Source organism: Glycomyces sp. NPDC048151, assembly GCF_043202775.1.
Lineage (GTDB): Bacteria > Actinomycetota > Actinomycetes > Mycobacteriales > Micromonosporaceae > Glycomyces.
On the sequence record NZ_JBIDBB010000003.1, the window covers coordinates 65212 to 89208 of the forward strand.

The following is a 23997-nucleotide window of genomic DNA, read 5'->3' on the forward strand; positions in this document are numbered from 1 at the left end:
TGTCAATGACGACACAAGCCCTCAACCTCCGGCTCGGGTCGGCCCCCGACTCGTGGGGGGTGTGGTTCCCCGAGGACGAGCGGCAGCTGCCGTACGACCGGTTCCTGGACGAGCTCGCGGGCGCCGGGTACGAGTGGCTGGAGCTGGGCCCGTACGGGTACCTGCCGACCGATCCCGAGGTCCTGGCCGACGAGGTCGGCTCGCGGGGCCTCAAGGTCTCGGGCGGGACCGTGTTCGGGAACCTGCACCGGCCCGAGAAGTTCGCGGAGACGATCGACGTCGTCTCGAAGGTCGCGAAGCTGACGGCCTCGCAGGGCGCGAAGCACGTCGTGTTCATCCCGCCGCTGTTCCGCGACGAGAGGACCGATGCCGTCAACGACGTCACCGAGTGGGACGCCGAGCAGTGGAAGACGGTGCACGCCACGGCGAACCGCATCGGCAAGCAGATGTTCGAGGAGCACGGCGTCCAGATCGCGCTGCACCCGCACGCGGACTGCCAGATCATGACGCAGCCGCAGATCGAGACGTTCCTCGACGGGACGGACTCCGATTTCGTGTCGCTGTGCCTGGACACGGGCCACGTCGCCTACGGCGGCGGTGACAATGTGGACCTGATCCGCCGCTACGGCGAGCGCATCGGCTACGTGCACATCAAGCAGATGGACCCCGAGATCCTGCGCCAGGTGCGCGACGAGGGCCTGGGCTTCGGCGAGGCCGTCAAGCGCGGCGTGTGCGTCGAACCTCCTGCGGGCGTGCCGAACCCGGCCGACATCGTCACCGAGCTCTCCAGACTGGACGCCGAGCTGTTCGTGATCGTCGAGCAGGACCTGTACCCGTGCGAGCCGGACGTGCCCTTCCCGATCGCGGTCCGCACCCGCAAGTACCTGGGCGGCTGCGGTCTCGGCGCGAGCCGTCAGCAGTCCTAGCCAATCCGAGGAATGAGGAGCACCATGAGCATCGGCATCGGCCTGATCGGCACCGGCTGGATCGGCGAGCAGCACGTGCACCGGCTCGCCAACATCGTGGCCGGAGCGCGGGTCGTCGCGGTCTCGGACATCGACCCGGAGTCGGCGGCGGCGGTCGCGGCCTCGGTCGGCGCGCGCGTCGTCGACACGGCCGAGCGGCTCATCGCCGACCCCGAGGTCGAGGCGGTGGTCGTGACCTCGTGGGGCCCGGCGCACGCCGAGCAGGTGCTGCACTGCATCGCCGCAGGCAAACCGGTGTTCTGCGAGAAGCCGCTCATCACCGAGACCGCGGACGGGCTGCGGATCCTCAAGGCCGAGCAGGCGGCCGGGCGCCGCCTCGTGCAGGTCGGGTTCATGCGCCGCTACGACCCCGGGTACCGGCAGATGAAGCAGGTCTTGGACTCCGGGGAGATCGGCGAGCCGCTGATGGCGCACTGCGTGCACCGCAACCCGAACGTGCGCGAGGCCTACACGACCGAGATGGCCGCCAAGGACACCGCCGTGCACGAGGTCGACGCGATGCGCTGGCTGCTCGGCGAGGAGTTCGCCACGGTCCAGACCGTGCTGCCGCGCAAGACCTCCAAGCGCTTCCCGCACCTGCAGGACCCGCAGATCTTCCTGTTCGAGACCGTCTCAGGCGCGCGGGTGGACGTCGAGGCGTTCGTGAACTGCCAGTACGGCTACGACATCCAGTGCGAGATCGTGGGCGAGGACGGCGCGGTGCGCCTGCCCGACCCGGCCGCGCCCGTGGTCCGCAAGGCCGCCAAGGCGAGTGCGGAGATCGGCCAGGAGTTCGGCGACCGCTTCGCGGACGCGTTCGACGTCGAGCTCCAGGACTGGGTCGACCACCTGCTCAAGGGCGAGGAGCCGACCGGTCCGTCCTCTTGGGACGGTTTCGCGGCCACGGTGGTAGTGGACGCGGCCGTGCGCTCGCTGCACTCGGGCGAGATCGTCCCGATCGAGCTGCCGGAGCGGCCGGACTTCTACGCCTAGAACGGGATCGGAGCGGCGGAACGCGGACGAGGTCGGCGTTCCGCCGCATGCGGCTGTACAACGTTGCATGTGTCCGTTAACATCGAACCATCTCTATTCCTCACTATCTAGAGATGAGTACCCGAAATGCACACGACTCCCATGCGGCAGCGGCGCAGAACCTGGCTCGCCGGGCTCGCCGCCGCCGTCCTCACCGCCTCCGGCCTGGCATTCCTCGCCCCCTCGGCCGCCAGCGCCGCCATCGATACCAACGCGAACTACGTCCTCACCAGCCGCCACTCCGGGCTGGCGCTCGACATCGACGCCGCCTCGACCGCCGACGGCGCGGGCCTCATCCAGTGGAACCGCACCGACGCGACCAACCAGCAGTTCCGCTTCGTCGACGCGGGAGGGGGCTACTACCGCATTCAATCCCGGCACAGCGGCAAAGTCCTCGGCCTGCAGAACCAGAGCACCGCCGACGGCGCGAACGTCGTGCAGGAGACCAGCACGAACGCCACCGACCAGCAGTGGACCGTCACCGAGTCCGGCGGCTACGCGACCTTCGTGAACCGCCTGTCGGGCAAGGCGCTCGACGTGTGGGAGTGGTCGACCGCCGCGGGCGGGCGCATCTCCCAGTACACCGCCACGGGCGGCACGAACCAGCAGTGGAGCCTCAGCCCGGTCGGCGGGACGCAGCAGCCCGAGCCGACCGACTGCGCCTCAGGGCCGACGCAGCCGCCGAGCCTCGGCGGCAGCCTCGGCACCCACGACCCCGCGCTGTGGGCCGGGTGCACCGGGCAGCCCTGGTTCGTCTACGCCACGGGCGACGGCCGGTTCGGCGGCGGCACGCCCCCGATCTTCCGCTCCACCAACGGCGGTCAGACCTGGCAGAACGTCGGCACCATGTGGAACGCCAAGCCCGCGTGGACCACGCAGCAGATCCCCGGCGTCGACAACCTGTGGGCGCCCGAGATCCACTACGACGCCGCGCAGGGCCTCTACTACCTGTACTACTCGGTCTCGACGTTCGGCTCGCAGCGCTCGGCCATCGGCCTGGCCACCAGCCCGACCCTCGACCCGAGCGCGGCGGGCTACGGCTGGACCGACAAGGGCGCGGTCTTCCAGTCCTACTCCGGCGACGCGTACAACGCGATCGACCCGAACATCGTCGTCGACGCCTCGGGCCGCCACTGGATGGTGTTCGGCTCCTGGTGGCAGGGCATCCACATCCTCGAGCTCGACTGGCCCTCGGGCAAGCCGAAGGCGGGCGCGACCCCGATCCGCCTGGCCACCAAGGGCGGCGGCATCGAGGGGCCGTCGATGACCTACCGCGACGGCTACTACTACCTGTTCACCTCGATCGGCACGTGCTGCGCCGGGGCGAACTCGACGTACAAGATCACCGTCGGCCGCTCGACCTCGCCGACCGGCCCCTTCACGGACGCCGCCGGGGTCGACATGCGCAACGGCGGCGGCACGGTGCTCCTCGGCGCGTACGGGAACAACGTCGCCGCCGGAGGCCAGTCGATCCACAGAGGATTCATCTCGTACCACGCGTACGGGTCGAACGGCGGCTTCGCGCTCGACATCGAGCGGATCGAGTGGAACGCGGCGGGCTGGCCCGTCCTGAACGGCTCATAGCGGGATCGGGCAGACCGCCCCCGGTGCGTTTGCTAAGGTCGCGCTAATCAAGGCCCCTGCCGGCAGGCCGGGGCCTTCTCCGTGTCCGAGAGCTCGTGAAGGTTCGCAAGTCCATGCAGCAGTACGCGATGTTGATATCGCCCTCCGCCAACCGCGTGTACGCGCGCACCGCCGCCCGGATGGCGGCGAACGAGATCAGGGTCTTCAGCGCCCACGTCCTCGACGGCGCGATCGAGGACGTGGAGGAGACCGTCCTCGGCGGCGTCCCGTACCTCGCGTTCCGCTCGGACTCGCTGAGCGGCCGCGACCTGCGGCTCCTGGCGAACCTCTCGTCCCTGTTCGCGCTGTTCGCGGTGCGCGGCCGGATGCTCGAGCCGGTCGAGGTCGAACGGCTCGACCGGTACGACGACGACCTCATCACGATCCTCAAGTACGTGGGCAAGACGAACGAGCAGTTCACGAAGCTGCTGCTGAACGTCACGGCCGCCGTCGCGCTCGCGCCCGACCGGATCCTCGGCGGCGGTGTGAAGGTCCTCGACCCGATGTGCGGGCGCGGCACGACTCTGAACCAGGCGGCGATGTACGGCTGGGACGCGTCGGGCGTGGAGGTCGACAAGCGCGACTTCGAGGCGTACGGCGCGTTCGTGCAGCGCTGGCTGAAGGACAAGCGGCTCAAGCACACCGCGGTCTCCAGCCGGGTGAAGCGCGAGGGCCGGGGGGTCGGGCAGCGCACCCGGGTCGAGTTCGCGGCCACGAAGGAGGCCCACCGCGCGGGCGACGTGCAGGCGGTGGAGGTCGTCAACGCGGACACGCTGCGCAGCGGCGAGGTGTTCAAGCGGGCGTCGTTCGACCTGGTGGTGACGGACGCGCCGTACGGCGTGCAGCACGCGGCGGTGAAGGAGACGCGGGCGCTGACGCGGCGTCCGACGGAGCTGCTGGAGGCGGCCGTCCCGGTCTGGGCGGACCTGCTCAAGCCCGGCGGCGGGATGGGGATCTCCTGGAACCTCCACACGACCGCCCGCGCGGACCTCGTCGCGATCCTCGCCGAGGCGGGCCTCGACGTGGTCGAGGACGGGCCCTTCCTGGACTTCGCGCACCGCGTCGACCAGGCCATCAACCGCGACCTGGTGGTGGCGCGCAAACCCGGGTAGCCGCGGGGGCTTGGCAGGGAGGCGAGGGTCGGTCACGATAGGCCGATGTGGTTCTTTCGGAGGGTCAGGCCGGGTCGCGAGCGGACCCCGTTCACGTTGGGCCGCTTGATAGGGCAATTGTGGCGTTTCGGGCTGCTGGAGGCCCGCGCGTGCGTGTTCGCGGTGGCGATCTTCCTCGGCCTGGCGGCCTCGGCGGTCGTGCCGCTGCCTCTGGAGCGCGGCGACGCGCTGTTCGCCTACGGGATGGGCATGACCCTGTTCTTCCTGCTGTTCAGCTCGGACACGTGGAAGGAGCTGCTGATCGTCACGGGCTTCCACGCGCTCGGCCTCGGGTTCGAGCTGGTGAAGGTCGCGATCGGCTCGTGGACGTACCCCGACCTCGGCGTGCTCGCCGTCGGCGGCGTGCCGCTCTACAGCGGGTTCATGTACGCGGCCGTGGGCAGCTTCGTGTGCCGGTCGTGGCGGCTCCTGAAACTGCGGATCGAGGGGTACCGGGTGTGGGCGATGACCGGCGTGGCCCTCCTGATCTACCTGAACTTCCTGTCCAGCGGCTGGCTGTTCGACATCCGCCTGGCGCTCACCGTGCTCCTGGTCTTCGTCACCCTGGGCACGTGGGTGCACTTCACCGTGGGGGACGGGCAGTACCGGATGCCGCTGGCGCTGTCGTTCACGCTCATCGCCGTGTTCCTGTGGATCGCGGAGAACATCGGGACCTACTTCGGGGCGTGGGTGTACCCGCACCAGGCCGACGGCTGGGAGCCGGTGCACCTGTCGAAACTGTGGGCGTGGGCGCTGCTCATCACCGTCTGCTTCGCGCCGGTCGCGGCCTGGAAGGTCCGCTCCGACGCACGGCTGCAGCCCGCCGAATGAGGCGCGCCGCCGGGTCCTGGGGGCCCCGGCGGCGCGGTTTCGGGTGCGGGTCTAGCGGCGGCCGCGCGCCACGGCGAGGCCGAGACCGCTGTCCTCGGCCACGTCCTCCCATTCGAGGAACTTGAAGTTGGTGCTCGACTCGTCGGACCCTTCGGGCGTGTTGTCGCCGTCCTGCACGACGAGGAGGCCCCCGTCGAAGCCGGGGAGGCTGACGTTCACGACGTCGGCGCCGTCGCTGTGCTGGGTGGAGTCGACCTCGCCGTCCGCGACCGCGAACGACCCGCGGTAGGCGTTGCCCGCGGCGAGCGAGTAGACGGCGTACGTGTCGTCGCCCTGGCTCGAGGCGAGGAGGTACCCGTCGCCGCGGCCGGTGTCGTAGATCGTGAGGCCCTCGATGTCGGTGCGCAGGTGCTCGCCGCCGAAGCCGGGGTTGTCGCCGTAGACGCACTCCTCGGTCTCGGGGTCGAACACGGCGGGCTGGCCGAACTCGACGGCGGTGTCGACGAGCTCGGGCTCGCCGGTGAGGTCCGCGTCGATCTTCCAGATGCCGACGAGCTCCTGGCCGAGGTACGCGGTGCCGGTCGCGTCGTGGACGACCATGCCCTCGACCTGCGCGTACTCGCCCGGGTCGTCGCAGGTGGTCCAGGTCGAGCCGTCAGGCATCGCGAACTCGGCGGGGAGCGCCAGGGTCCGGACCTTCGTCCAGCCGACGGTGTCGCCCTTCGCCTCGAGCTTCAGCAGGGCCACTTCGGTCTCGGAGTTGCGGCTGACGAGCGCGTAGGCGCCCGTGGCGTCCTGCCACGTGGCGAGGCCGTACGCGGTGTGCTCGCCGTTGACCTCCTCCTGCGACGCGCTGAAGATCCAGCCCGCGTCCGGGTCGGTGACCTCGGTGAGCCCGTCCTCGTCGACGACGAAGATCCCCAGGTCGTCCATGCCCTTGTCGGAGGCGACGGCGAGGTCGACCCGCTCGCCGTCGAGCTTGAAGCCGCGCACGAGGTCGACGTTGTTGTACCGGCCGGGCGCGTCGTCCTCGCCGGGCGCGGGGTCGGGCGCGATGTGCTGGACCTCTTCGCCTTCGAGGTCGTACACGTAGATCCCGGCCTCCTTAGCGGTGGCGATGACGAGGCTGTCCTCGGGGTCGTCCTCGTCGACCCAGATCGCGGGGTCGTCGGCGTCGGCGTCGTCCTCGTCCCACAGCGCGGGGGTCTCGAGCTCGGCGGTCAGCCCGTCGTCCGCGGACGACCGGGGGTGGGCGTGCGCCGAGGCGGCGCACGCGAGCACCGCGGCGGTGCCGCACGCGGTGAGGGTGAAGAGTCGCGAAAGCAAGGAGTCTCCTCGAATCGGGGTTGAGTTGTCGATTCGATGTTGGGGCCCCGCAATGAATCCCAGGTGAACAAGCCTCGACCCCCAGGGCGAATTCCCGCACCGCGCGGGCGGATACGGTGGCCGGATGGAGACCGCTCACGAACCGCCCGGATACGTGTGCCCGTTCTGCGAGCGGCTCGCCGGACGCAGCGACGCGATCGGCTCGGTCGAGGACATCGTGCGCCGCGACGAGCACGCCGCCGCGTTCGTCTCGCCGCGCTGGTGGCCGGACAACCGCGGGCACGTGATCGTGATCCCCGCCGGGCATTACGAGAACCTGTACTCGATCCCCGCCGACGCCTATGCGGCCGTAGGCGACATGGTGCGGGAGGTCGCCGTCGCGATCCGCGAGACGTACGGATGCGACGGCGTCTCCACGCGCCAGCACAACGAGCCCGCCGGGAACCAGGACGTCTGGCACCTGCACGTCCACGTCTTCCCCCGCTACGAGGGCGACCGCCTATACGAGTCGTCGCCGCTCCCGGGCTGGGCCTCCTTCGACGACCGCCAGGTCTACGCGAAGCGGCTGCGCGCCTACTTCACGTCCTCGTCCGGGTCCTCCACAGGAGCCAGATGAAGTAGGGGGTGCCGATGAGGGCGCAGACGAGGCCCGCCGGGATCTGGGCGGGGGCGATCACGGTGCGGCCCAACGTGTCGGCGACGCTCACGAGCAGGACGCCCAGGAAGACCGACACCGGGAGCACCCGGGTGTGCCTGCTGCCCACCAGGGCCCGCGCCAGGTGCGGGGCCACCAGGCCGACGAAGCCGATCACGCCGACGACCGCCACAGCGGCGGCGGTCAGGACGGCCGCCGAGCCGAGCAGCAGCAGCCTGGTCCGCTCGAGCCTGACGCCGAGCACCCGCGGCGTGTCGTCGTCGAGCGCGAGCAGGTCGATCTCCTTGCGGTGCGCCAGGATCAGCGGCAGCACCACGACCAGTGCCGCCGCGAGCGGGATCAACCGGTCCGCGGTCCGCCCGTACGTGGTGCCCGAGAGCCAGGTCATCGCCTTCGGGATGTTCCACGGGTCCGACGCGAGGATGATGATCGTGATCGCGGCCATGCCGAACGACCACACGCCGATGCCGATGAGCACGAGCCGCGACGTGTCGAGCCCGCCCCGCCACGCGAGCGCGTAGACCAGCGCGAACGCGCCCAGACCGCCCACGGCCGCAACACCGGTCACCGTCCACGCCCCCGCCGACGGCACCCACGTGATGAGGGCGACCGCGCCGACCCCGGCCCCGGCGGTGACGCCGAGGAGGCCCGGTTCGGCGAGCGGGTTGCGCAGGACGCCCTGCGTGACCGCCCCGGCGCACGCGAGCGCCGCGCCCGCGAGGACCGCGGCGAGCACCCGCGGATAGCGCTGGTCGATGATCCACGTGTAGGAATCGCCCGTGGTTCCGGCGAACCAGTTGACGAGGTCCCCGCCGAGCAGCATCGTGTCCCCGGCGAGCATGCCGACGAACACCGCCGCGAGCGAGGCCGTCGCGAGGCCGCCCAGAATCAGCGCGAACGCGAGGCGGCTGCGGCCCGCCGCGCCGTGCAGGATCGCGGGCCGGTCCTCGGCCCCGCCGGAGGCGATCGACCGGGCCAGCCACACCATGACGGCCGCGCCCAGAAGCGTCGTCGCCACGCCCACAGGCACTTCGATGCTCTTCTCAGCGCCCAGGACCGCCCGCACGACGAGGTCGGCGCCGACGATGACGAGCGCGCCGCACAAGACGCTGAACGGGATCAGCGCGCGGTGCGCGAGCAGCACCGGCACCCGCACGGCGATCTGCCGCGCGATCACCGGGGCCGCGAGCCCCACGAACCCGATCGGCCCGGCCACCGTCACCGCGCACGAGGCGAGCAGCAGCGAGCACACGACGGCGACGAGCCGCGTACGCCGCACGTGGACGCCGAGGCTCGAAGCGGTGTCGTCGCCCAAGCGCAGCAGGTCCAGACGCGGCGCGGCGAGCATCGCCACGGCGACCGCGACCAAGACCAGCGGCGCGGCCTGCCCGATGCTCCCGAACCCCGAGAGGTTGAGATTCCCCGAGCCCCAGGCGAACAGGCCCGTCGTCTCCTCCTGGAACAACAGCACCAGGAGCGTCACGAGCGAGTTCGCGGCCATCGCGGTCGCCGACCCCGCCAGAATCAGACGCGTCGTCGCGGACTCGCCGCCGCCCGCCGACAGCGCGAGCACCAGGCCCGCCGTCAGGAGCGCCCCGGTGAACGCGACGCCGATGCCCGACAGGAACGGCAGCGTCAGCCCGAACGCCGCCACCGCGGTCACGGCCAGGTGCGCGCCCGCGTTGACCGCGAGCGTGTCCGGGCTCGCGAGCGGGTTGCGCGCCACCGACTGCAGCAGCACGCCCGAGGCGCCGAGCGCGATGCCGGTGAGCACCGCGCCCGCCAGGCGCGGTAGCCGCGCCCCTTCGAGGACGTTCCACACGGCCGGGTCGGCGCCGCCGGTGAGCAGCCCGAGCAGGTCCCCGCCGTCCACAGCGGACGTCCCCTGCGTGAGGTGCAGGGCCGCCAGCGCGACCAGCGCCCCGACCGCGGCGGCGAACACCGCCGCGGTCGAGAGCAGCCGCGGGCCCTTGCGGACCTCGGGCCGCACGGGCGGGCTCACCGTGCTCAACTGGCGTAGACCTCGGCGAAGTAGTCGAGGATGGCGCCCGAGGAGCGCGGGCCGCCGAAGGTCCAGATGCTGTGCGGCAGTTCGTACATGGAGCCGTCCTTGACGAACTTCAGGCCGTCCCAGATCGGGTTCCCGACGAGCTTCTCGTTGAAGATGTTGTCGTTGTAGGAGTTGTTGTAGACGAACTTCAGCTCGGTGTCGGTGTACTGGGCCATGCCCTCGACGTCGGTGGCGCCCAGGCCCCACGCGGCGTCGGTCTCGCCGGTCCAGGCGTTCTCCAGGCCCACGGCGGTGCCGAGCGAGCCCACGAGCGAGCCGGCGCCGAAGGGCCGGATGGAGATCGCGTCGCCCTCGACCCAGCCGTCGGCGTACAGGTAGGGCACGTCGCCGGTCCCGGCGGCCTCGATCGCGGCGGTGGTGGCCTCGATCTTCGCCTCGAACTCGGTCCACAGCGCCTCGGCCTCGGCGGTCGTGCCGGTGGCCTGGGCGATCATGTCGACGTCGCGCTTCATGCGGTCGAGGTTGTCGGTTGCGTTCGACCCCTCCACAACCAGCACGGGCGCGAACTCCTCGATCTGGGCGATGAGCTTCTCGTCGTCGGGCTCCATGACGATGAGGTCGGGGGCGAGCCCGGCGATGGCGTCGACGGAGGGCTCCTGGCGGGTGCCGACGTCGACGACCGTGTCGTCCATGGGCTCGGACGCACCGACCCACGTGTTGTACCCCTCGAGGTCGGCCGCGCCGACGGGCATGACGCCGAGGCTCGCGGCGATCTCGGTCTCGGCCCATTCGAGGGTCACCACCTTCTCGGCGGGCGCGTCGAGTTCGACGGTGCGGCCGAGGAAGTCGGTGACCGTGACCGGGCCGGACTCGGCCGAGGTCTCGTCGCCGCCGCCTGCTTCGGTGGTGCCGCAGGCGGAGGCGGCGAGGAGCGCGGCCGCGGCCAGTGCCGCGGGCACGGCGGAGCGCTTGAGGTGGGGGAGTCGCATCGGGTTCCTTCTATTCGGTGGTGGTGCTGGCGAACCTGCGGGTGTGCCGGCCGATGGGCCGGGCGGTGAGCAGGCCCGTCGCGGGGTCGGCGTCGACGCGGATGTCGATGCCGTATGCGGCGGTGAGGTTCTCGGCGGTGAGCACCTCGGACGGGGCGCCGGCGGCCTTGACGCGGCCGTCGTGGAGCAGCACCACGTCGTCGGCGACCGCGGCGGCCTGGTCGAGGTCGTGCAGGACGATGCCGACGGCCGTGCCGTGCTCGTCGGCGAGGTCGCGCACGAGGTCGAGGATCTCGACCTGGTAGCGCAGGTCGAGGTGGTTGGTGGGCTCGTCGAGGAGGAGCACGGCGGTGTCCTGCGCGAGGCAGGACGCGAACCAGACGCGCTGGCGTTCGCCGCCGGAGAGGGCTTCGACGCCCTTCTCGGCCATGTCGGCGACGCCGCAGATCTCCATGGCGCGCTGGATCTTCGCGGGGCCCTCCTCGTCGCCCTGACGCCAGCGGCCGCGGTGCGGGTGGCGGCCGTAGCCGACGACGTCGACGACGCGGATGCCGCCGGGGACGGGCCGGGACTGGGCGAGGAGCGAGACGCGGCGCGCGAAGTCCTTGGGGCTCAAGGCGGTCGCGTCGGTGCCGTCGGTGAACTCGACGGCTCCGGCCTCGGCCTTGTGGAGGCGCGCGAGGGACCGCAGGAGCGTGGACTTGCCGGAGCCGTTGGGCCCCAGGAGGGCTGTGACCCGGCCGCCGCGCAACGTGATGTCGGCGTCGTGCACGACGGTGTCGCCGAAGTAGGCGAGGCGGAGGGCGCGGCCGCTGAGGCCTGCGTCGTCTGACATGAGGCTAGGCTAACCTATCCCGCGCTAGTGCGCATCCTGGCTGGTCGGCGGTGAGGTGCGACGCAGACTCGCGTCCTTTATGTGCAATGAATCCCATTCGCGCCCAAACGATCCTCATCCAAGTGAGGAATCGGATACCACGCGTAAGAGTGAATTCCGGCGCGGCACTCTGGACTTGGCCGTGCCGTGTGGGGTCGACTGGTCCTAGGCGTCACCCGGCCGATGCACCCCGTGTCGGCTCGGGGCGCCAGAGAGGACCAACATGACACCGAATGCGAAGGTGGGGCCTTCGGGTGTCGTCATCGACGAGATCTGGACCGTCGAGCGAGTCAAGTCGCTCGGCGTGATGACGAATGTCGAGACGGCCGCGCAGATCCTCGGGATCGGCAGGACGGTCGCCTACCGGCTGGCGAAGGACGGGCAGTTCCCCGTCCAGGTGCTCCGGATCGGCCACAGCTACCGGGTGCCGGTGCTGCGGCTGCTGGAACTGCTCGGGGCGCCGGACCCCCGTTCCGAGCGCGAACGCATCCTGATCGACTGACGGACGCGAAACGGCGGCGCCGCCCCGGGGGAGGGGAGCAGCGCCGCCGCCTTGCTTCACTTACCGCTTCTTGCGCTTGTCCTTGTGCTGGCTGTGCTCATGACGAAAGTGCACGAACAGGCGGCCGAAGTTCTTCGAGTCCTTGTCCACGCGGTGGTACAGGGCCTTGACCTCCTTCTGGTCGAGGAACCTGAGCACCTTCTTCTTCAACTGCCCCGAGCCCTTGCCCGGGATGATCTCAACGAGGTCGATCTTCTTGGCGACCGCCTCGTCGATGACGTCGCGCAGCGCCTTCTCGATCTGGTCGCCCTTGTTGAAGATGTCGTGCAGGTCCAGCACCAGTTTGGCCATGATCCGACCCTAAGCGTCCGTGCGCGGGATGTCCGGCTCGATGTAGATGATCTTCGCCTTCGGCACGGCCGCACGGATGCGCGCCTCGGCCGCGTCGATCTGCGAGGCGACCTCCTGGCCGGTAGCCGACTCGCCGATGCCGACCTTCGCGGCCACCAGCAGCTCGTCCGGGCCCACGTGCAGGGTCTTGAGGTGGATGAGGCTGCTGCCCTCGCCGTCGTTGATGGCCGTCTTGATCGCGTCGATGTCCTCGAGGGTCGCCGACTCGCCGATGAGCATCGAGCGGATCTCGATGGCGAGCACGATCGCGATGAGCACGAGCAGCACGCCGATGCTCATGGTGCCGAGCGCGTCGAAGAGGATGTCGCCGGTGATCCACGAGAGGCTCACGCCGAACAGGGCCAGGATGAGGCCGACGAGCGCGCCGATGTCCTCCAGGAGGATCACGGGCAGCTCGGGCGAACGCGAGCCCTTGATGAACTGGACCCACGTCTGCTTCCCGCGGACCGCGTTCGACTCCTTCACCGCGGTGCGCAGCGAGAACGACTCCAGGATGATCGCCAGGACCAGCACGATGACCGCGACGAGCGCGTTCTCCAGACCGTGGTGGCTGTCGCGCTCGCCCAGCTTGTGGAAGCCCTCGTACAGGGCGTACACGCCGCCGATGGAGAACAGGACGATCGAGACGATGAACGCGTAGATGTACCGTTCGCGCCCGTAGCCGAACGGGTGCGCCGGGCTCGCGGCCTTCCGCGAGGCCTTGCCGCCGATCAGCAGGAGGACCTGGTTCGAGGCGTCGGCCACCGAGTGGACGCCCTCGGCCAGCATCGACGCCGAACCCGTGATCCCGGCCGCGATGAACTTGCTGACCGCGATTCCCGTGTTGGCCAATAGGGCCGCGACGATCGCCTTGGTGCCGCCTTCTGCTGACATCTGCTCGCCATTCCTTCCGTATGTGTGCGTGACACGCAGAAAGGAGTCTGTCATGGCCTCGCCACACCGCATACGACGAGGCCGCGCCTTCCCGCCAGATGCGCTTGTGCGACGGATTTCACCATTCCGAAATACGCGCATCGGCGCTACCCTTGAGCACAGGCGACGCCCCAGAAGCACAACGAGCTTCTGGCCAGGGCATACGCTCGTACACCGCCAAGGGAGCCCCGCTCCCGGCCGAACGCCTCCCACGAGGCCCACAGCCCCTGTACGAGCAGAGCCCGTGTCACCGAGCGCGGACCGAGTGGTGGACCGGTTCCGGCAAAGAGTCCCTGGACTCCGACCCGAACCGAACCGCTACGGAAGGCCGCAGCCGTGACCACCCTCGACGACCGCCGATCCCTCACCCAGCCGACCATCGACGTCGCCGCGCCCGAGCGCGCCACGCTCAAGCAGTGGCTCGCCGTCGCCGTCGTCGCCCTCGGCGTCTTCGTCGTCATGACCTCCGAGGTCCTCCCGGTCGGCCTCCTCACCCCCATCAGCGGCGACCTCGGCGTCTCCGCCGGCACCGCCGGCCTCATGGTCACCGTCCCCGGCCTCGTCGCGGCCGTCGCCGCGCCCCTGAGCATCGTCTTCACCCGCCGCCTCGACCGCCGCCTCGTCCTCATCGGCCTGGCCGTCCTCGTCGCCGCCGCGAACGTCGGCGCCGCCCTCGCCTCCGGCTTCGAGATGCTCCTCGCGGCCCGCGTCCTCGTCGGCCTGTCGATCGGCGCGTTCTGGGCCGTCGCGGGCGGCATCGCCCTCCGCCTCGTCCCCGCCAGGGACGTGCCGCGCGCGACCGCCGCCGTCTACGGCGGCATCGGCGCCGCGACCGTCCTCGGCGTCCCGCTCGGCACCCTCATCGGCGACCACTTCGGCTGGCGCGCCGCCATGTGGGCGCTCGCCGCGCTCGCACTCGTGGCCATGACCGCGATCGCGCTGCTCGTGCCGAAGCTCCCGTCGAACACCACAGTCTCCTTCTCCTCCCTCCCGAAGCTGGTGCGCGCCAACAAGGGCGTGCGCATCGGCTTGGCCCTGACCTTCTTCATCGTCACCGGCCACTTCATCGCGTACACGTTCATCAGCCCGATCCTCCAGGCCAACGGCATCGGCGCGGGCCAGGTCAGCGGCCTGCTCCTCGCCTTCGGCGCGGCGGCGCTCGTCGCCACGGTCGCGTCCGGCTCGCTCATCGGCACCCGCCTGCGCGGCACCCTCGCGGCGCTCGGCGTCGCGATGGCGGCGGGCATGGCGCTCATGGCCTTCGCGGTCGGCGACCTGTTCTCCGCGACGGCCGTGCTCGTGCTCTGGGGCATCGGCTACGGCCTGGTCTCCCCGGTCCTGCAGACCTGGTACATGAACTCGGTCGAGCCCGGCGAGGTCGAGATCGCGACCTCGCTGAACACGGTCATGTTCAACCTGTCGATCGCCGTCGGCTCCTTCGCGGGCGGCTACGTCGTCGACGCGACCGCCCCGAGCGGCGTCCTCTGGATCGGCGCGCTCCTGCTCATCCCTGTCGTCCTCATCGCGGTCAAGGCCCGCAAGCGCGCCAAGGCCTGAAAGCCGTTGCCCACCGCAGTGGTGAAACAGGTCGAGACGATCTCGTTCTGAAACACGTTGTGCCGCAACTGATCTGAACGAGTCAAGACCCGGAACTGTCGGATTTGCGACACAACGGGGTGGAAATGCCTTGATCGATCGTTGTAAACACTATGGGTATGGACCTCACGCTCAGGCCGCCGCGATGAGCGACCGACAGGAAGACGAAGACGACCATCTGGCGGTCGACGAGCAGGCGCTCGCCGACCACGCGACCGCGCTGCAGCAGAACGGCGACGACCTCGAAGCGACCGTCCGCATGCTCGCCGAGGGCGACGTGAACGCCGTGGCCGCCTTCGCCTTCCTCATCCGCGGGTTCGACCGCATCGACCCGGTCGACCTGCGCGTCGGAGGCTCCGAAGACGCCCGCGACCTCGCCGAGCACTACAAGGCCCGCGTCTACGACCAGCTCGCCGGAATCCTCGACCGCAGCCTCCACGCCACCCGCCTCGGCGGCGAACGCCTCGCCGAGACCGCCGCGGCCTACCGCGAAGCCCAGGAGGCCACGGCCGCCGACTTCGAAGCGATCGAAGCCGACCTCGACGAGTGACCCCCGCACCCGAAACGGAGCCGACCCGATGGACAGGAGCCCGGACTACTACTACACCGAATACGACCAGGAACAGCTGTGGCACATGCTCATGCGCGACGGCGACCCCTGGAGCGTGCGGCAGTCCGGCCAGTTCTGGAAGCACGCCCGCGAGAGCGTCGAACTCGTCGCCGCCGCCTTCGCCCGCCAGCTCGACGAGCTCGCCGACTACTGGCAGGGCCGCGCCGCCGACCGCTACCAGGCATGGGCCGCCGCGATCCTCGACGCGTTCGACGCCGCCCGCGAAGGCATGTCCTACAGCGAGAAGCACCTCCTCGCCGAGGCCGCCGCCGCCCTCGAAGCCGCCCAGGACGACGCCCTCGCCGCCGGTCTCGACCCGTCCCACTGGGCCGACCTCGACCGCTGGGTCGAAGACCACTGGACCCCGCTCGGCGGCCTCACCGAGCTCCAGCTCCGCGCCGCCCACGCCGCGTTCCGCGACGAGCAGCGCCACCGCCTCGCCGAGGTCGTCAGCGCCCTCGGCGAGCGCTACCGGGCGCTTCAGGCCGACATCGACGACGCCATGCCCGACGTCCCCGACCTCCCCGGCGCCGACACGTACGAGCCCCTGCGCGGCACCGCCCTCGACCGCCCGCTCGGCGCCGTACAGCCCGCTCCCGAACCTCCTCCCGCGCCCGAACCCGAACTCCCCGAACCCGACGAGGCCCCGCCGGTCGCCCTCATGTCCTACGACGACATCGACCGCCCCCTCCCCGCCCCTCGCGTCCCGGCCCAGCCGGACGGCCTGTTCGGCAAGGCCCCCACCGCGACCGAGGAAGTGAGAGCCTGGAACTACCCGGCCATGCTCGCCGCGGCCGAACTCGGGCGCAGCCTCGCCCGCCAGAAGGGCGCCCGCCCCGCCGAGCACTGACACAGAACTGGAACCCCATGGCCCCCGCCGACCGCCTCTGGTGCAGCGACGAACGCGTCGTCCGGATCAGCACCGTCAAACGCACCGGTGACAGGCGCAAACGCCACAGCCTCACCGGGTACCTCGTCGCCGACGAACTCGTCCTGACCTGCGCCCACGACGTGTCCGACGCCGAGACCCGCGAAGTCTGCCGCCCCGACGCCGAGCCCCTCCCTGCGGAACTCGCTTGGGGTCCAGGCGAATCCGGCATCGACATCGCCCTGCTCCGCGTCCCCGGCCTCAATGCACCGAAAGGGCGGGTCGTCTGGGGCGAGTACACCGACTACGTGGGCGCCAAGGCCGCCCGCTGCATCGGCTTCCCCCGCGCCGAACGCGAGGGCGGCGCGCACCACGCCGCCCTCATCGACGGCGGCTTCGTCCCCGGCCAGGGCTCCGGCAAGGGCCGCATGCAGTTCGACTTCGACTCGCCCGACGCGGTCGACCATCACGACTGGGCCGGACTCTCCGGCGCGATGATCCTCGACGACCACGCCCTCCTCGGCGTCCTCGCCGAACGCTCCGGCACGCGCAGACGCCGCTTCAACGCGATCCCCGCCGCCCTGATCCTCGAACAGGAAGGCCTGTGCGAGCTCCTAGGCAACCCCGAACTGCTCGCCCTGTCGGACCCGCACCCATTGGTGCGCAGCCCTTTCGAACCCCTCGGCGAAGCCACCGAGTTCAAGCTCATCACCGCCCGCTACGGCCAGGTCCCCTTCGTCAAGGAGAGCCACGGCGACGCCCTCGACGCCTTGACCTCCTGGTGCTTCGACGACCCGACCGACAACGCCAGCGACGTGGCCCTGCGCCTCCTCACCGGCCCGGCCGGGGCCGGAAAGACCCGCCTCGCCGCTGAACTGTGCAGGCGCATCGCCGACAAGGACCCGGTCTGGCGCGCGGGCTTCGCCCTGGACGACCCTGAAGCACCTTGGGGATCCCACGCCCCGCAGACCCCGCTGCTCATCGTCTTCGACTACGTCGAGCGCTCGGCCGTCACCGCGAAGGTCGTCGAGTTTCTGAAACACCTTGAGCGACTTGGCGAGCGCCTGCGCTTTCCCGTGCGGGTCCTGCTCATCTCCCGGGCCGCCGGAGGCTGGTACGACCAGCTCAGCGACCAGGGCGGCACCCTGCTGCAGCACCGCCTCAAAGGCGAGGAGTCGCCGCGAATCGAGCTGCGCCGCGGCGACTTCGGCCCCGAGCAGCGCGCCGCCCACTTCCGAAACGCCTATGCCCGCTTCACTGCCGATATCGACGAACCCGCCGACGCCGACCGCTTCATCGACCTCATCGAAGGCGAGCAGTACGACTCCCCGCTCCTCGTCCACATCGCCGCTCTCCTCGCGGCCAGGGGAGAATCCCTTCCCTCGCCTGAACGCTCCGGCCTCCGCGACCGCCTTCTCGGCTTCCTCCTCCAACGCGAACGGGAGCGCCGCTGGGCCGCCGAGCCCGCGCTCTCGACGACGAACGTCGGCCCTGAGGAGAGCGATCAGGCCCTCCACGCGGTCGCGATCATGACCCTGACCGGCCCGACTGTGCTCGAAGCGGCCGAGTTCCTGAAAGCCTCCGACCTCTGGGCCGACCAGTCCAACGCGTCGAGACGCGAAGCGGGCAAGGCACTCGCCCGCCTGTATCCGGCCGAAGACGGCCGCACGGCGCCGATCGAGCCCGACCTGGTCTCGGAGCACCTGGTCGCCAGCATTGAAGACCTTCCGGCGGTCACCGCCTCGCTCCACAAGATGCTCTTGGGCACCGACCACTTCGCCCGCATGCTTCACCTGCTCACTCTCACGCACGACCACTACCCGGACGCCGTCGGCTCCGTGAAGCAGATGCTCGTCCACGCCCTCACCAGGATCGTCGGCGGCGAGGACCAGTCGCTCTCCATCGCCGAAGTCCTCGACCAGAGCCTCCCGCGCCTGATCGAGATCGCCGTCAGACAGGTCGAAGGCGGCGAGGACGCTGAAGTGGCGAACCTGCTGTCGAGTGCCTTGCGGCAAGTCGCCGACTTCGAACGCATCGCAGAGGTCCTCGCCGACATCGAGGTTCTCGCCAGCCACGATGACGAACGCCTCGCGCAGCTCGGTCAGTTGCTCTACGACATCAAGCTCAGGCACTGCCGCGAGCAGAGCGACACACCAGGTCTGCTGGCGGCCTTGGAAGGGGCTGCCCGGGCCTACCTCGAGAAGGGCCGATTCACCGACAGCTTTGGTCTCCTCCATGAGTCGATGCACCTGCGTGTGACCCTGGGAGCCTTCGAGAACCCGGTTTGGACGCTGGAGGCCATGGAACTGATCCGCAAACGCCTTGTCGAAGGCGGCCACCATACGGAATCGGTCCAGGCCGCCGAAGCGCTCATCGAGTTCATGCAGTTGTCCGGTGCGAGTCTGGCCCGCGCGTATGAGGGCAGTCTCGACACCCTGGAGCAATCGGCTCGAAGGGCGAGGAAGGAGTACCGGCTCGACAAAGCCCGGTCCACGCTCGACTTCACGGTGCGGATCCGCCTCGATATCGGCATGTCGCAGCGATCGGATCTCTTGTTCGCGATCGAGCAGTACGAACGGATCGCAGCCGCGGCAAAGGAGGACTTCCGGAATGAGGCCCTCCACGCGACCATGGCGGCGCTGCGGCTTCAACGGCGCATCCTCGACAACGACCTCGGCGCGTACCAGATGAACTTCGCGCGGCTCGACGAGATCTTCATGGCCGAAGAGCGCGTCGACCCGGATCTGGTGGAGGAAGTGAGCGAGCTTCTGCGATGGATCTCGGCCCAGGACCCGGGCTTTCGATCCTTGGCAGCCGAAGAGCTCGAGATTCGCGCCAGCCAGCTCTGGTGGTGCGAGCGACAGGCGACGGCGGTGGCGGAACTGGGAGCGGCGGTGGAGCTGCGAAGACGGGCCGCGCGACTTGACTACGTCCCGGACGCGGATCTGGCTCGAGCGCTGGTCGAGTACGGAGGGGCGATGTGGATCAGCGGTGGGAACAGGACCGGGGCGTTGAGCGTCATGGCGGATGCTGAAGCGGAACTGCGGTTGGTGGCGCAAGAGACTCCGCGACTCTGGCCCGAGGCGCTGCGTGCGATGGAGCGGCGCACGGCGGCGCTGTGGGAGTCCGGGCAGGAAGAGTCGGCGATCGGCCTCATGAAGGAACTGGAATCGATCGAGCGCGCTCGCGAGAGTTTCCACTCCGATGACCCGGAGCCTCCGCGGGACATACGAGTCGGAAGATACGGCGCTCAGCCCATTATCGCGATGCAGCAGGGAATGCCGTTGCGGCTGAAGGTCGAACTCTTGGAGAAGATCGTCGAAGACCAGCCGCGCGCCTACAGCACGCTCGCGAACGTGCTCGAACAGCTCGGTCATGACCATGTTCAGGCCGAAGAGCCCGACGCTGCACTTGAAGTGATGACGAGGACCGTCGAGATCCGGCAGCGACTGGCCGAGGCATCACCCAAGCTCCACGGCTCCAAGCTTGTCGAAGCCTTGCGTTTCAAGATCGCGATACTTCGCGGCCTGGAACGATTCGACGAGGCCGAGGATGCGCAGCGAGAATTCGCGAACGCAGCGATCGCCATGCGGGAGGTCGGGATGAAGAAGGGTTTCGAGCCTTCCGGGAAATCAGAGAAGTCGACCCCGCCCTAAACCAATTGCCGGGCTGCGGCAGGCGCTTGATACTGGCGCTGTGGCCCATCTTTACGACCCCTCCTCCCTCGATGGCGAGACGCTGGACGCGCTCCTCTACGACCGGCTGAACCCCTGGGGGATCGCCGATGTCTTCTACTTCGACCTGGTCATGGAATCGCTCTCCGTGCTGGATGTCGGCTGCGGGACCGGGACGATCCTGCGTCGAGCCCGGGCCGAAGGCCATGGAGGCCGCTTTGCCGGGATCGACCCCGACGCTGCGATGCTCGACCAGGCCCGTGAAACCGACATCGCCGAATGGCGGCTCGGTACCGCCGCTGATGCCGACTGGAAGGCCGAGTTCGCTTTCGCCTTCATGAGCGGCAACGCGTTCCAGTGCCTTCTCGACGACGCGACGATCCTGGAGTCCCTGCGGGCGGTGCGCCGTGCGCTGACCGATGGTGGTCATTTCGCGTTCGACACTCGCAACCCGGCGGTGGCTGAATGGCGGAGTTGGAACCCCGATCACCCCTACGAGACCGTCGATCCTCTCGGCGCGACGATCCGAATCCACCACGAGGCCAGTGAGCCCGATGCCAACGGCCTGGTCGCCCTCAGCTCGGTCTTCCAAGGCCCGCATTGGGATAAACCCCTAGTGGCGTCCTGCCAGCTGCGGTTCATCGAACCCGACGCCCTCGACGCACTGCTCGAGTCAGCCGGATTCGCAGTGGCCGAGCGCTTCGGAAGGTTCGACCGTTCACCGTTCGATTCCTCCGCTTCGCCTTCGATCATCACCGTGGCCCGCGCCGTCTAGAAAGCCTCCCGACCCGTTCGCCTGGTGGCTTCGCTTCCTCCTCTCTCGTTCCTGGCCGCTGCAATTGGGCAAGCTGACGCCAGAAGGCGGATGTGGATTGGTTGCCGTGCACGTCTCGCCGTGGTCTGCCCGGGTCCTCTGATGCCCGGCCAGCCGGCGTCGATCGCGCTGGCGGTCTTGCGCTGATGTGCCTCGCTCAGTTGACACTGCCTCTGGCCCAGGTGATCCGAACCAGCGATCTTCCACCCAGTACGACCCGTTTGCGGAGTCGTAGTCAGCTGCGGAACGCGATGGCATTACAAGGGTGAGATCGGACGCCTCCGAATCATCGGAGGGAACCCCGGCTTTCGGGGCCGTCGCCTCGGAAGGAAATCCGGTTTGCCTGTAGGCCAGAGGCTTGGCGTAGTCTGCTTGCACCTACACGACACCTGGACGTCTATCCTTCCCTGCCCTTGATGCGTACCTCAATTATCGCTCACCTGTACCAAGACTGTCATCACCCACACGATGCGAAAGTCTTCATGTTTCCCGCCCCGCCCGCCCACCCGTCGCTGACTGCTTGAACCGCAACCGAATGCGCGCCTAAACTCAGCCGATGGACGCCATTCCCCTCAGCTCCGCCATCGCCGAGATCCGCCGTGAACTGAAGATCGCCATGCTCACCGCAGACGACCAGGTGGCCCTCGAAGTCGCGGACATCGAGCTCGAACTGACACTCGAGATCACCCAGAGCAAGACGAAAGGCGCGGGCGTCGCAGTCCTCGGAGTCGTCGACGGGAAAGCGGACTCGACCAAGAACGAGTCCCAGCTGCACCGGATCAAACTCACGCTGCATCCCAAGAAGGACGACGAGACGCTGCGCCTCTCCGACGCCGACGACATCGAAGAGGACTGACCTCACTTCCTGACGAGCTTCCGGTCCGCCCAGGAAGCCAGGAGCGCCAGCAGGAACGCCACCACCAGCACCAGCACGATGTTCAAGAGCGCCATGGGATAGCCGATCTCGGCGACGTCGAGGAATGGGTACGGGTACCAGCCGCTGAAAGCGCCGTGCACGAGCGTGTAGGCGATCCACGCGACCGGCCAGACGAACGCCCGAGCGATGGTCGCGCGGTCGACCCGGCCGCGCGGGCCGACAAGGATCCAGCCGAGGACCGTCGCCACCGGCGCAACGAAGTGTAGGCCAGCGTTCACCACCAGCGCCGCGCCCTCAAGATCGACGAGCGGCGCGAGGATCGTGGCGAAGACGAGCCCTGTGATCGCGATGCCGAGCAGCGCGTCCAGGTGCAGCACACGGAAAGCGGGGCTGTCGCGACCGGGCCGGAGCATCAGCAGCAGCGCGCCGACGCACACGAGCACGTTGCTCTGGATCGTGAAGTAGCTCGCGAGCCGCACCAGCCGCACCGCGAGGTCCTCGTGCGCCGCCGACTCGCCCGCGTTGACGTCCGTGCCGCCCTGCACGACCAGCACCGTCTGCCACGTCAGCGAGGCGAGCACGACCGCGAACAGCACCCCGTACCAGACCCGGCTCGCCCGCAGCCGCCGGGCGCTCTCGCGGACCTCCGTCTCGACGGCCATGCCGGGCCCCTCTCGTCGTCTCCCCTGAGAGGACCCTACGTGCCTCAGACGGCCACGGCCTCCCTTTCGAACGCGGGCACCGCCGGCTCGCACGCCGGGCTCTGCTTGCGGAAACGCCCCGGGGCCAGGCCGAAGTCGCGTTTGAACGCGGCCGCGAACGCGAACTCCGAGGCGTACCCGACCTGCCGGGCCACCGCGGCGAGCGGCGCGTCCGTGTCCGAGAGGAGCCGCGCGGCCAGCGTCAGACGCCAAGAGGTCAAGTACCCCAACGGAGGCTGGCCGACCAGCTCGGTGAACCGACGCGAGAACGCCGACCGCGAGAGCCCGGCGACCTCGCCGAGCGAGCTCACCGTCCACTGCCGCGCAGGCTCGGCGTGGACCGCCTGCAGGGCCGCGCTGATCGACCGGTCGGCCAGCGCCGCCGCCCACCCGTCGAACCCGCAGTGCCGGGCGTTCCCTTCGAGCAGGGCCCGGAGCAGGTACATCAGGACCGCGTCGAGCAGCGCGGGCACGAGCGTGTCGCCGCCGCCGCGTTCGGCGCGCAGCTCGGCTTCGAGCATGGCGACGGCGCTGGCGAGGGCGGGCCGGGCGACCGGGTCGGCGGGGATGACGACGAAGTCGGGCATCGCGGCGAGCATCGGGTGCGACCGGCCGGGGGCCATCGCGTAGGCGAGGCACACCATGACGTGCGTCGCGGCGGGGTCGTCGGGCGAGCGGAGGATGAGCCCGGCGGGCCCGGCGCCGTCGCATTCGGGGCCGGCCGGGGTGCTGAGCGAGTCGGACACGATCGAGTGCGAGCTGCCGCGCGGGACGACGAGCACGTCGCCTTCGCCCACTTCGATGACCTCGCCGTCGCCGGTGGTCACGAACGCATTGCCGCGCACCATGATCTGCACGCCGAAGCCGTTGGCGTGGCTGCGCCGCTGGTCGGAGAAGGGCGCGGTGAGCGAGAACCGGGCGGCGAAGGGCCTGCCGGTCCGCAGCACCGCCAGTACGTCGCTGAGCACATCCATGCGGGCAACCCTAGCCAGCGGCGGGTGCTTCGGGCAGGTCTGAGGACGATCGCGTATGAACCGAGGACGCTCGCGGATGGGCGCTTCCGGCTCCCGGCCATACCTTCGTAGTCGTTCCCCCGAAACGAAACTCAAGGCAGTGGAGTCAAGCAATGTCCAAACTAGATGAACGCGTGGCCGCCCCGGTCTGGCGCCCCCGCCTCCTCGCGCTCGGCGCGACCCTGGCCGCCGCACTCGTGGCCTGGGTCGTCGCGAACGCCGCAGGGGTCGACCTGAACGCGAGCCAGCCAGGCCAAGACCCGGTCCCGATCGGCCCGGTGAACGTCGCCGCGTCGGTCGTGGTCTTCGGCGGCGGGGGCTGGCTGGCTCGCGCGATCCTCGACCGGTTCGCGAAGCGGCGCGCGGTCCTGGTCTGGCGCATCGGGGCGGGCGTCGTGTTCGCGCTGGAGGTGTTCCCGGTGGTCTTCACCGAGGCGACGGCGGGAACGAAGGTGTTCCTCGCGATCCTGCACGTCCTGGTCGCGGCGATCCTCATGCCCGTCCTCGGCAGGCGGCTCCCCGAGTCCTGAGGCGGCGCGGCCTGATGCGGCGCAACGCGAAC

General features: G+C 69.7%; 22 protein-coding genes. 14 read left to right on the forward strand and 8 right to left on the reverse strand.

The genetic code is table 11. The features are described from left to right. Window positions 1-5 precede the first annotated feature (5 nt). The 5 genes from ACGGCP_RS06930 to ACGGCP_RS06950 all read left to right on the forward strand — a co-directional run bounded on the left by ACGGCP_RS06930 (window position 6) and on the right by ACGGCP_RS06950 (window position 5602). Window positions 6-926: a TIM barrel protein gene (locus ACGGCP_RS06930; protein ID WP_392962215.1), complete on the forward strand. Its 921-nt coding sequence runs from the start codon at window positions 6-8 to the stop codon at window positions 924-926. 24 nt (window positions 927-950) lie between these two features. After that, window positions 951-1958, forward strand: a complete 1008-nt coding sequence (locus ACGGCP_RS06935; RefSeq protein WP_392962218.1) for a Gfo/Idh/MocA family protein — start codon at window positions 951-953, stop codon at window positions 1956-1958. A gap of 126 nt (window positions 1959-2084) precedes the next feature. Next, window positions 2085-3581 (forward strand): family 43 glycosylhydrolase, encoded by a 1497-nt coding sequence (locus tag ACGGCP_RS06940; RefSeq protein ID WP_392962221.1) that lies wholly within the window; start codon window positions 2085-2087, stop codon window positions 3579-3581. Between the two features lie 113 nt (window positions 3582-3694). After that, window positions 3695-4732: a TRM11 family SAM-dependent methyltransferase gene (locus tag ACGGCP_RS06945; protein ID WP_392962224.1), complete on the forward strand. Its 1038-nt coding sequence runs from the start codon at window positions 3695-3697 to the stop codon at window positions 4730-4732. A gap of 105 nt (window positions 4733-4837) precedes the next feature. Further along, on the forward strand, window positions 4838-5602 hold the full coding sequence (locus ACGGCP_RS06950; protein ID WP_392962227.1) for a DUF817 family protein: 765 nt from the start codon (window positions 4838-4840) through the stop codon (window positions 5600-5602). A gap of 51 nt (window positions 5603-5653) precedes the next feature. Here the strand turns inward: ACGGCP_RS06950 and ACGGCP_RS06955 are convergent, their stop codons facing one another. Further along, window positions 5654-6928, reverse strand: coding sequence for a phytase (locus tag ACGGCP_RS06955; protein WP_392962229.1), 1275 nt, complete (start codon window positions 6926-6928; stop codon window positions 5654-5656). A 124-nt stretch (window positions 6929-7052) separates the two neighbouring features. On the opposite strand from ACGGCP_RS06955, the gene ACGGCP_RS06960 reads away from it, so the two are divergent. Continuing rightward, window positions 7053-7544, forward strand: a complete 492-nt coding sequence (locus tag ACGGCP_RS06960) for an HIT family protein (RefSeq protein WP_392962231.1) — start codon at window positions 7053-7055, stop codon at window positions 7542-7544. Here ACGGCP_RS06960 and ACGGCP_RS06965 read toward each other — a convergent pair. From ACGGCP_RS06965 to ACGGCP_RS06975, 3 genes are read right to left on the reverse strand one after another with little or no spacing between them, the layout of a single operon-like run. Beyond that, the gene (locus ACGGCP_RS06965; protein ID WP_392962234.1) at window positions 7507-9594 is read right to left on the reverse strand and encodes an iron ABC transporter permease; all 2088 of its coding nucleotides are present in this window, start codon (window positions 9592-9594) and stop codon (window positions 7507-7509) included. The genes ACGGCP_RS06960 and ACGGCP_RS06965 overlap by 38 nt on opposite strands. After that, entirely contained in the window at window positions 9591-10583 is a 993-nt protein-coding gene (locus ACGGCP_RS06970) for an ABC transporter substrate-binding protein (protein WP_392962237.1), read from the reverse strand. The genes ACGGCP_RS06965 and ACGGCP_RS06970 overlap by 4 nt, the downstream gene beginning before the upstream one ends. Window positions 10584-10593: 10 nt before the next feature. Further along, the gene (locus tag ACGGCP_RS06975) at window positions 10594-11418 is read right to left on the reverse strand and encodes an ABC transporter ATP-binding protein (RefSeq protein WP_392962239.1); all 825 of its coding nucleotides are present in this window, start codon (window positions 11416-11418) and stop codon (window positions 10594-10596) included. Window positions 11419-11680: 262 nt separating this feature from the next. Here ACGGCP_RS06975 and ACGGCP_RS06980 point away from each other — a divergent pair, with 262 nt between their 5' ends. Then, the gene (locus tag ACGGCP_RS06980) at window positions 11681-11959 is read left to right on the forward strand and encodes a helix-turn-helix domain-containing protein (protein WP_392962242.1); all 279 of its coding nucleotides are present in this window, start codon (window positions 11681-11683) and stop codon (window positions 11957-11959) included. Between the two features lie 60 nt (window positions 11960-12019). On the opposite strand, the gene ACGGCP_RS06985 is transcribed toward ACGGCP_RS06980, so the two are convergent. Continuing rightward, the gene (locus ACGGCP_RS06985) at window positions 12020-12310 is read right to left on the reverse strand and encodes a Smr/MutS family protein (RefSeq protein ID WP_363523949.1); all 291 of its coding nucleotides are present in this window, start codon (window positions 12308-12310) and stop codon (window positions 12020-12022) included. Window positions 12311-12319: 9 nt separating this feature from the next. Then, a complete protein-coding gene (locus tag ACGGCP_RS06990; RefSeq protein WP_392962245.1) occupies window positions 12320-13243 on the reverse strand; it encodes a cation diffusion facilitator family transporter in 924 nt (307 codons plus the stop codon). A gap of 375 nt (window positions 13244-13618) precedes the next feature. Here ACGGCP_RS06990 and ACGGCP_RS06995 point away from each other — a divergent pair, with 375 nt between their 5' ends. The 6 genes from ACGGCP_RS06995 to ACGGCP_RS07020 all read left to right on the forward strand — a co-directional run bounded on the left by ACGGCP_RS06995 (window position 13619) and on the right by ACGGCP_RS07020 (window position 21700). Then, window positions 13619-14839, forward strand: coding sequence for an MFS transporter (locus ACGGCP_RS06995; protein WP_392962247.1), 1221 nt, complete (start codon window positions 13619-13621; stop codon window positions 14837-14839). 184 nt (window positions 14840-15023) lie between these two features. Beyond that, on the forward strand, window positions 15024-15428 hold the full coding sequence (locus ACGGCP_RS07000) for a hypothetical protein (protein WP_392962250.1): 405 nt from the start codon (window positions 15024-15026) through the stop codon (window positions 15426-15428). A 28-nt stretch (window positions 15429-15456) separates the two neighbouring features. Continuing rightward, complete coding sequence (locus ACGGCP_RS07005) at window positions 15457-16338, forward strand: hypothetical protein (protein WP_392962253.1); 882 nt, start codon at window positions 15457-15459, stop codon at window positions 16336-16338. Window positions 16339-16355: 17 nt separating this feature from the next. Further along, window positions 16356-20012, forward strand: coding sequence for a trypsin-like peptidase domain-containing protein (locus ACGGCP_RS07010; RefSeq protein WP_392962255.1), 3657 nt, complete (start codon window positions 16356-16358; stop codon window positions 20010-20012). Between the two features lie 40 nt (window positions 20013-20052). Further along, entirely contained in the window at window positions 20053-20805 is a 753-nt protein-coding gene (locus ACGGCP_RS07015; RefSeq protein ID WP_392962258.1) for a class I SAM-dependent methyltransferase, read from the forward strand. 595 nt (window positions 20806-21400) lie between these two features. Beyond that, window positions 21401-21700 carry a trypco2 family protein gene (locus tag ACGGCP_RS07020; RefSeq protein WP_392962261.1) on the forward strand — a complete coding sequence of 100 codons (300 nt, stop codon included), beginning with the start codon at window positions 21401-21403 and terminating at the stop codon, window positions 21698-21700. 2 nt (window positions 21701-21702) lie between these two features. On the opposite strand, the gene ACGGCP_RS07025 is transcribed toward ACGGCP_RS07020, so the two are convergent. After that, window positions 21703-22383: a Pr6Pr family membrane protein gene (locus ACGGCP_RS07025; RefSeq protein ID WP_392962264.1), complete on the reverse strand. Its 681-nt coding sequence runs from the start codon at window positions 22381-22383 to the stop codon at window positions 21703-21705. A 44-nt stretch (window positions 22384-22427) separates the two neighbouring features. Beyond that, complete coding sequence (locus ACGGCP_RS07030) at window positions 22428-23396, reverse strand: AraC family transcriptional regulator (protein WP_392962267.1); 969 nt, start codon at window positions 23394-23396, stop codon at window positions 22428-22430. Window positions 23397-23548: 152 nt separating this feature from the next. On the opposite strand from ACGGCP_RS07030, the gene ACGGCP_RS07035 reads away from it, so the two are divergent. Beyond that, window positions 23549-23965, forward strand: coding sequence for a DUF6069 family protein (locus ACGGCP_RS07035; RefSeq protein ID WP_392962270.1), 417 nt, complete (start codon window positions 23549-23551; stop codon window positions 23963-23965). Window positions 23966-23997 lie beyond the last annotated feature (32 nt).

What these genes read in the sequence shown, in the direction of transcription:
- ACGGCP_RS06980 (WP_392962242.1), top strand. Translation starts at nt 11,681, where the DNA reads ATGACACCGAATGCGAAGGTGGGGCCTTCGGGTGTCGTCATCGACGAG.
- ACGGCP_RS06945 (WP_392962224.1), top strand. Translation starts at nt 3,695, where the DNA reads ATGCAGCAGTACGCGATGTTGATATCGCCCTCCGCCAACCGCGTGTAC.
- ACGGCP_RS07035 (WP_392962270.1), top strand. Translation starts at nt 23,549, where the DNA reads ATGTCCAAACTAGATGAACGCGTGGCCGCCCCGGTCTGGCGCCCCCGC.
- ACGGCP_RS06940 (WP_392962221.1), top strand. Translation starts at nt 2,085, where the DNA reads ATGCACACGACTCCCATGCGGCAGCGGCGCAGAACCTGGCTCGCCGGG.
- ACGGCP_RS07030 (WP_392962267.1), bottom strand. Translation starts at nt 23,396, where the DNA reads ATGGATGTGCTCAGCGACGTACTGGCGGTGCTGCGGACCGGCAGGCCC.
- ACGGCP_RS07005 (WP_392962253.1), top strand. Translation starts at nt 15,457, where the DNA reads ATGGACAGGAGCCCGGACTACTACTACACCGAATACGACCAGGAACAG.
- ACGGCP_RS07010 (WP_392962255.1), top strand. Translation starts at nt 16,356, where the DNA reads ATGGCCCCCGCCGACCGCCTCTGGTGCAGCGACGAACGCGTCGTCCGG.
- ACGGCP_RS06985 (WP_363523949.1), bottom strand. Translation starts at nt 12,310, where the DNA reads ATGGCCAAACTGGTGCTGGACCTGCACGACATCTTCAACAAGGGCGAC.
- ACGGCP_RS06960 (WP_392962231.1), top strand. Translation starts at nt 7,053, where the DNA reads ATGGAGACCGCTCACGAACCGCCCGGATACGTGTGCCCGTTCTGCGAG.
- ACGGCP_RS07000 (WP_392962250.1), top strand. Translation starts at nt 15,024, where the DNA reads ATGAGCGACCGACAGGAAGACGAAGACGACCATCTGGCGGTCGACGAG.
- ACGGCP_RS06930 (WP_392962215.1), top strand. Translation starts at nt 6, where the DNA reads ATGACGACACAAGCCCTCAACCTCCGGCTCGGGTCGGCCCCCGACTCG.
- ACGGCP_RS07025 (WP_392962264.1), bottom strand. Translation starts at nt 22,383, where the DNA reads ATGGCCGTCGAGACGGAGGTCCGCGAGAGCGCCCGGCGGCTGCGGGCG.
- ACGGCP_RS06975 (WP_392962239.1), bottom strand. Translation starts at nt 11,418, where the DNA reads ATGTCAGACGACGCAGGCCTCAGCGGCCGCGCCCTCCGCCTCGCCTAC.
- ACGGCP_RS07020 (WP_392962261.1), top strand. Translation starts at nt 21,401, where the DNA reads ATGGACGCCATTCCCCTCAGCTCCGCCATCGCCGAGATCCGCCGTGAA.
- ACGGCP_RS06970 (WP_392962237.1), bottom strand. Translation starts at nt 10,583, where the DNA reads ATGCGACTCCCCCACCTCAAGCGCTCCGCCGTGCCCGCGGCACTGGCC.
- ACGGCP_RS06935 (WP_392962218.1), top strand. Translation starts at nt 951, where the DNA reads ATGAGCATCGGCATCGGCCTGATCGGCACCGGCTGGATCGGCGAGCAG.
- ACGGCP_RS06990 (WP_392962245.1), bottom strand. Translation starts at nt 13,243, where the DNA reads ATGTCAGCAGAAGGCGGCACCAAGGCGATCGTCGCGGCCCTATTGGCC.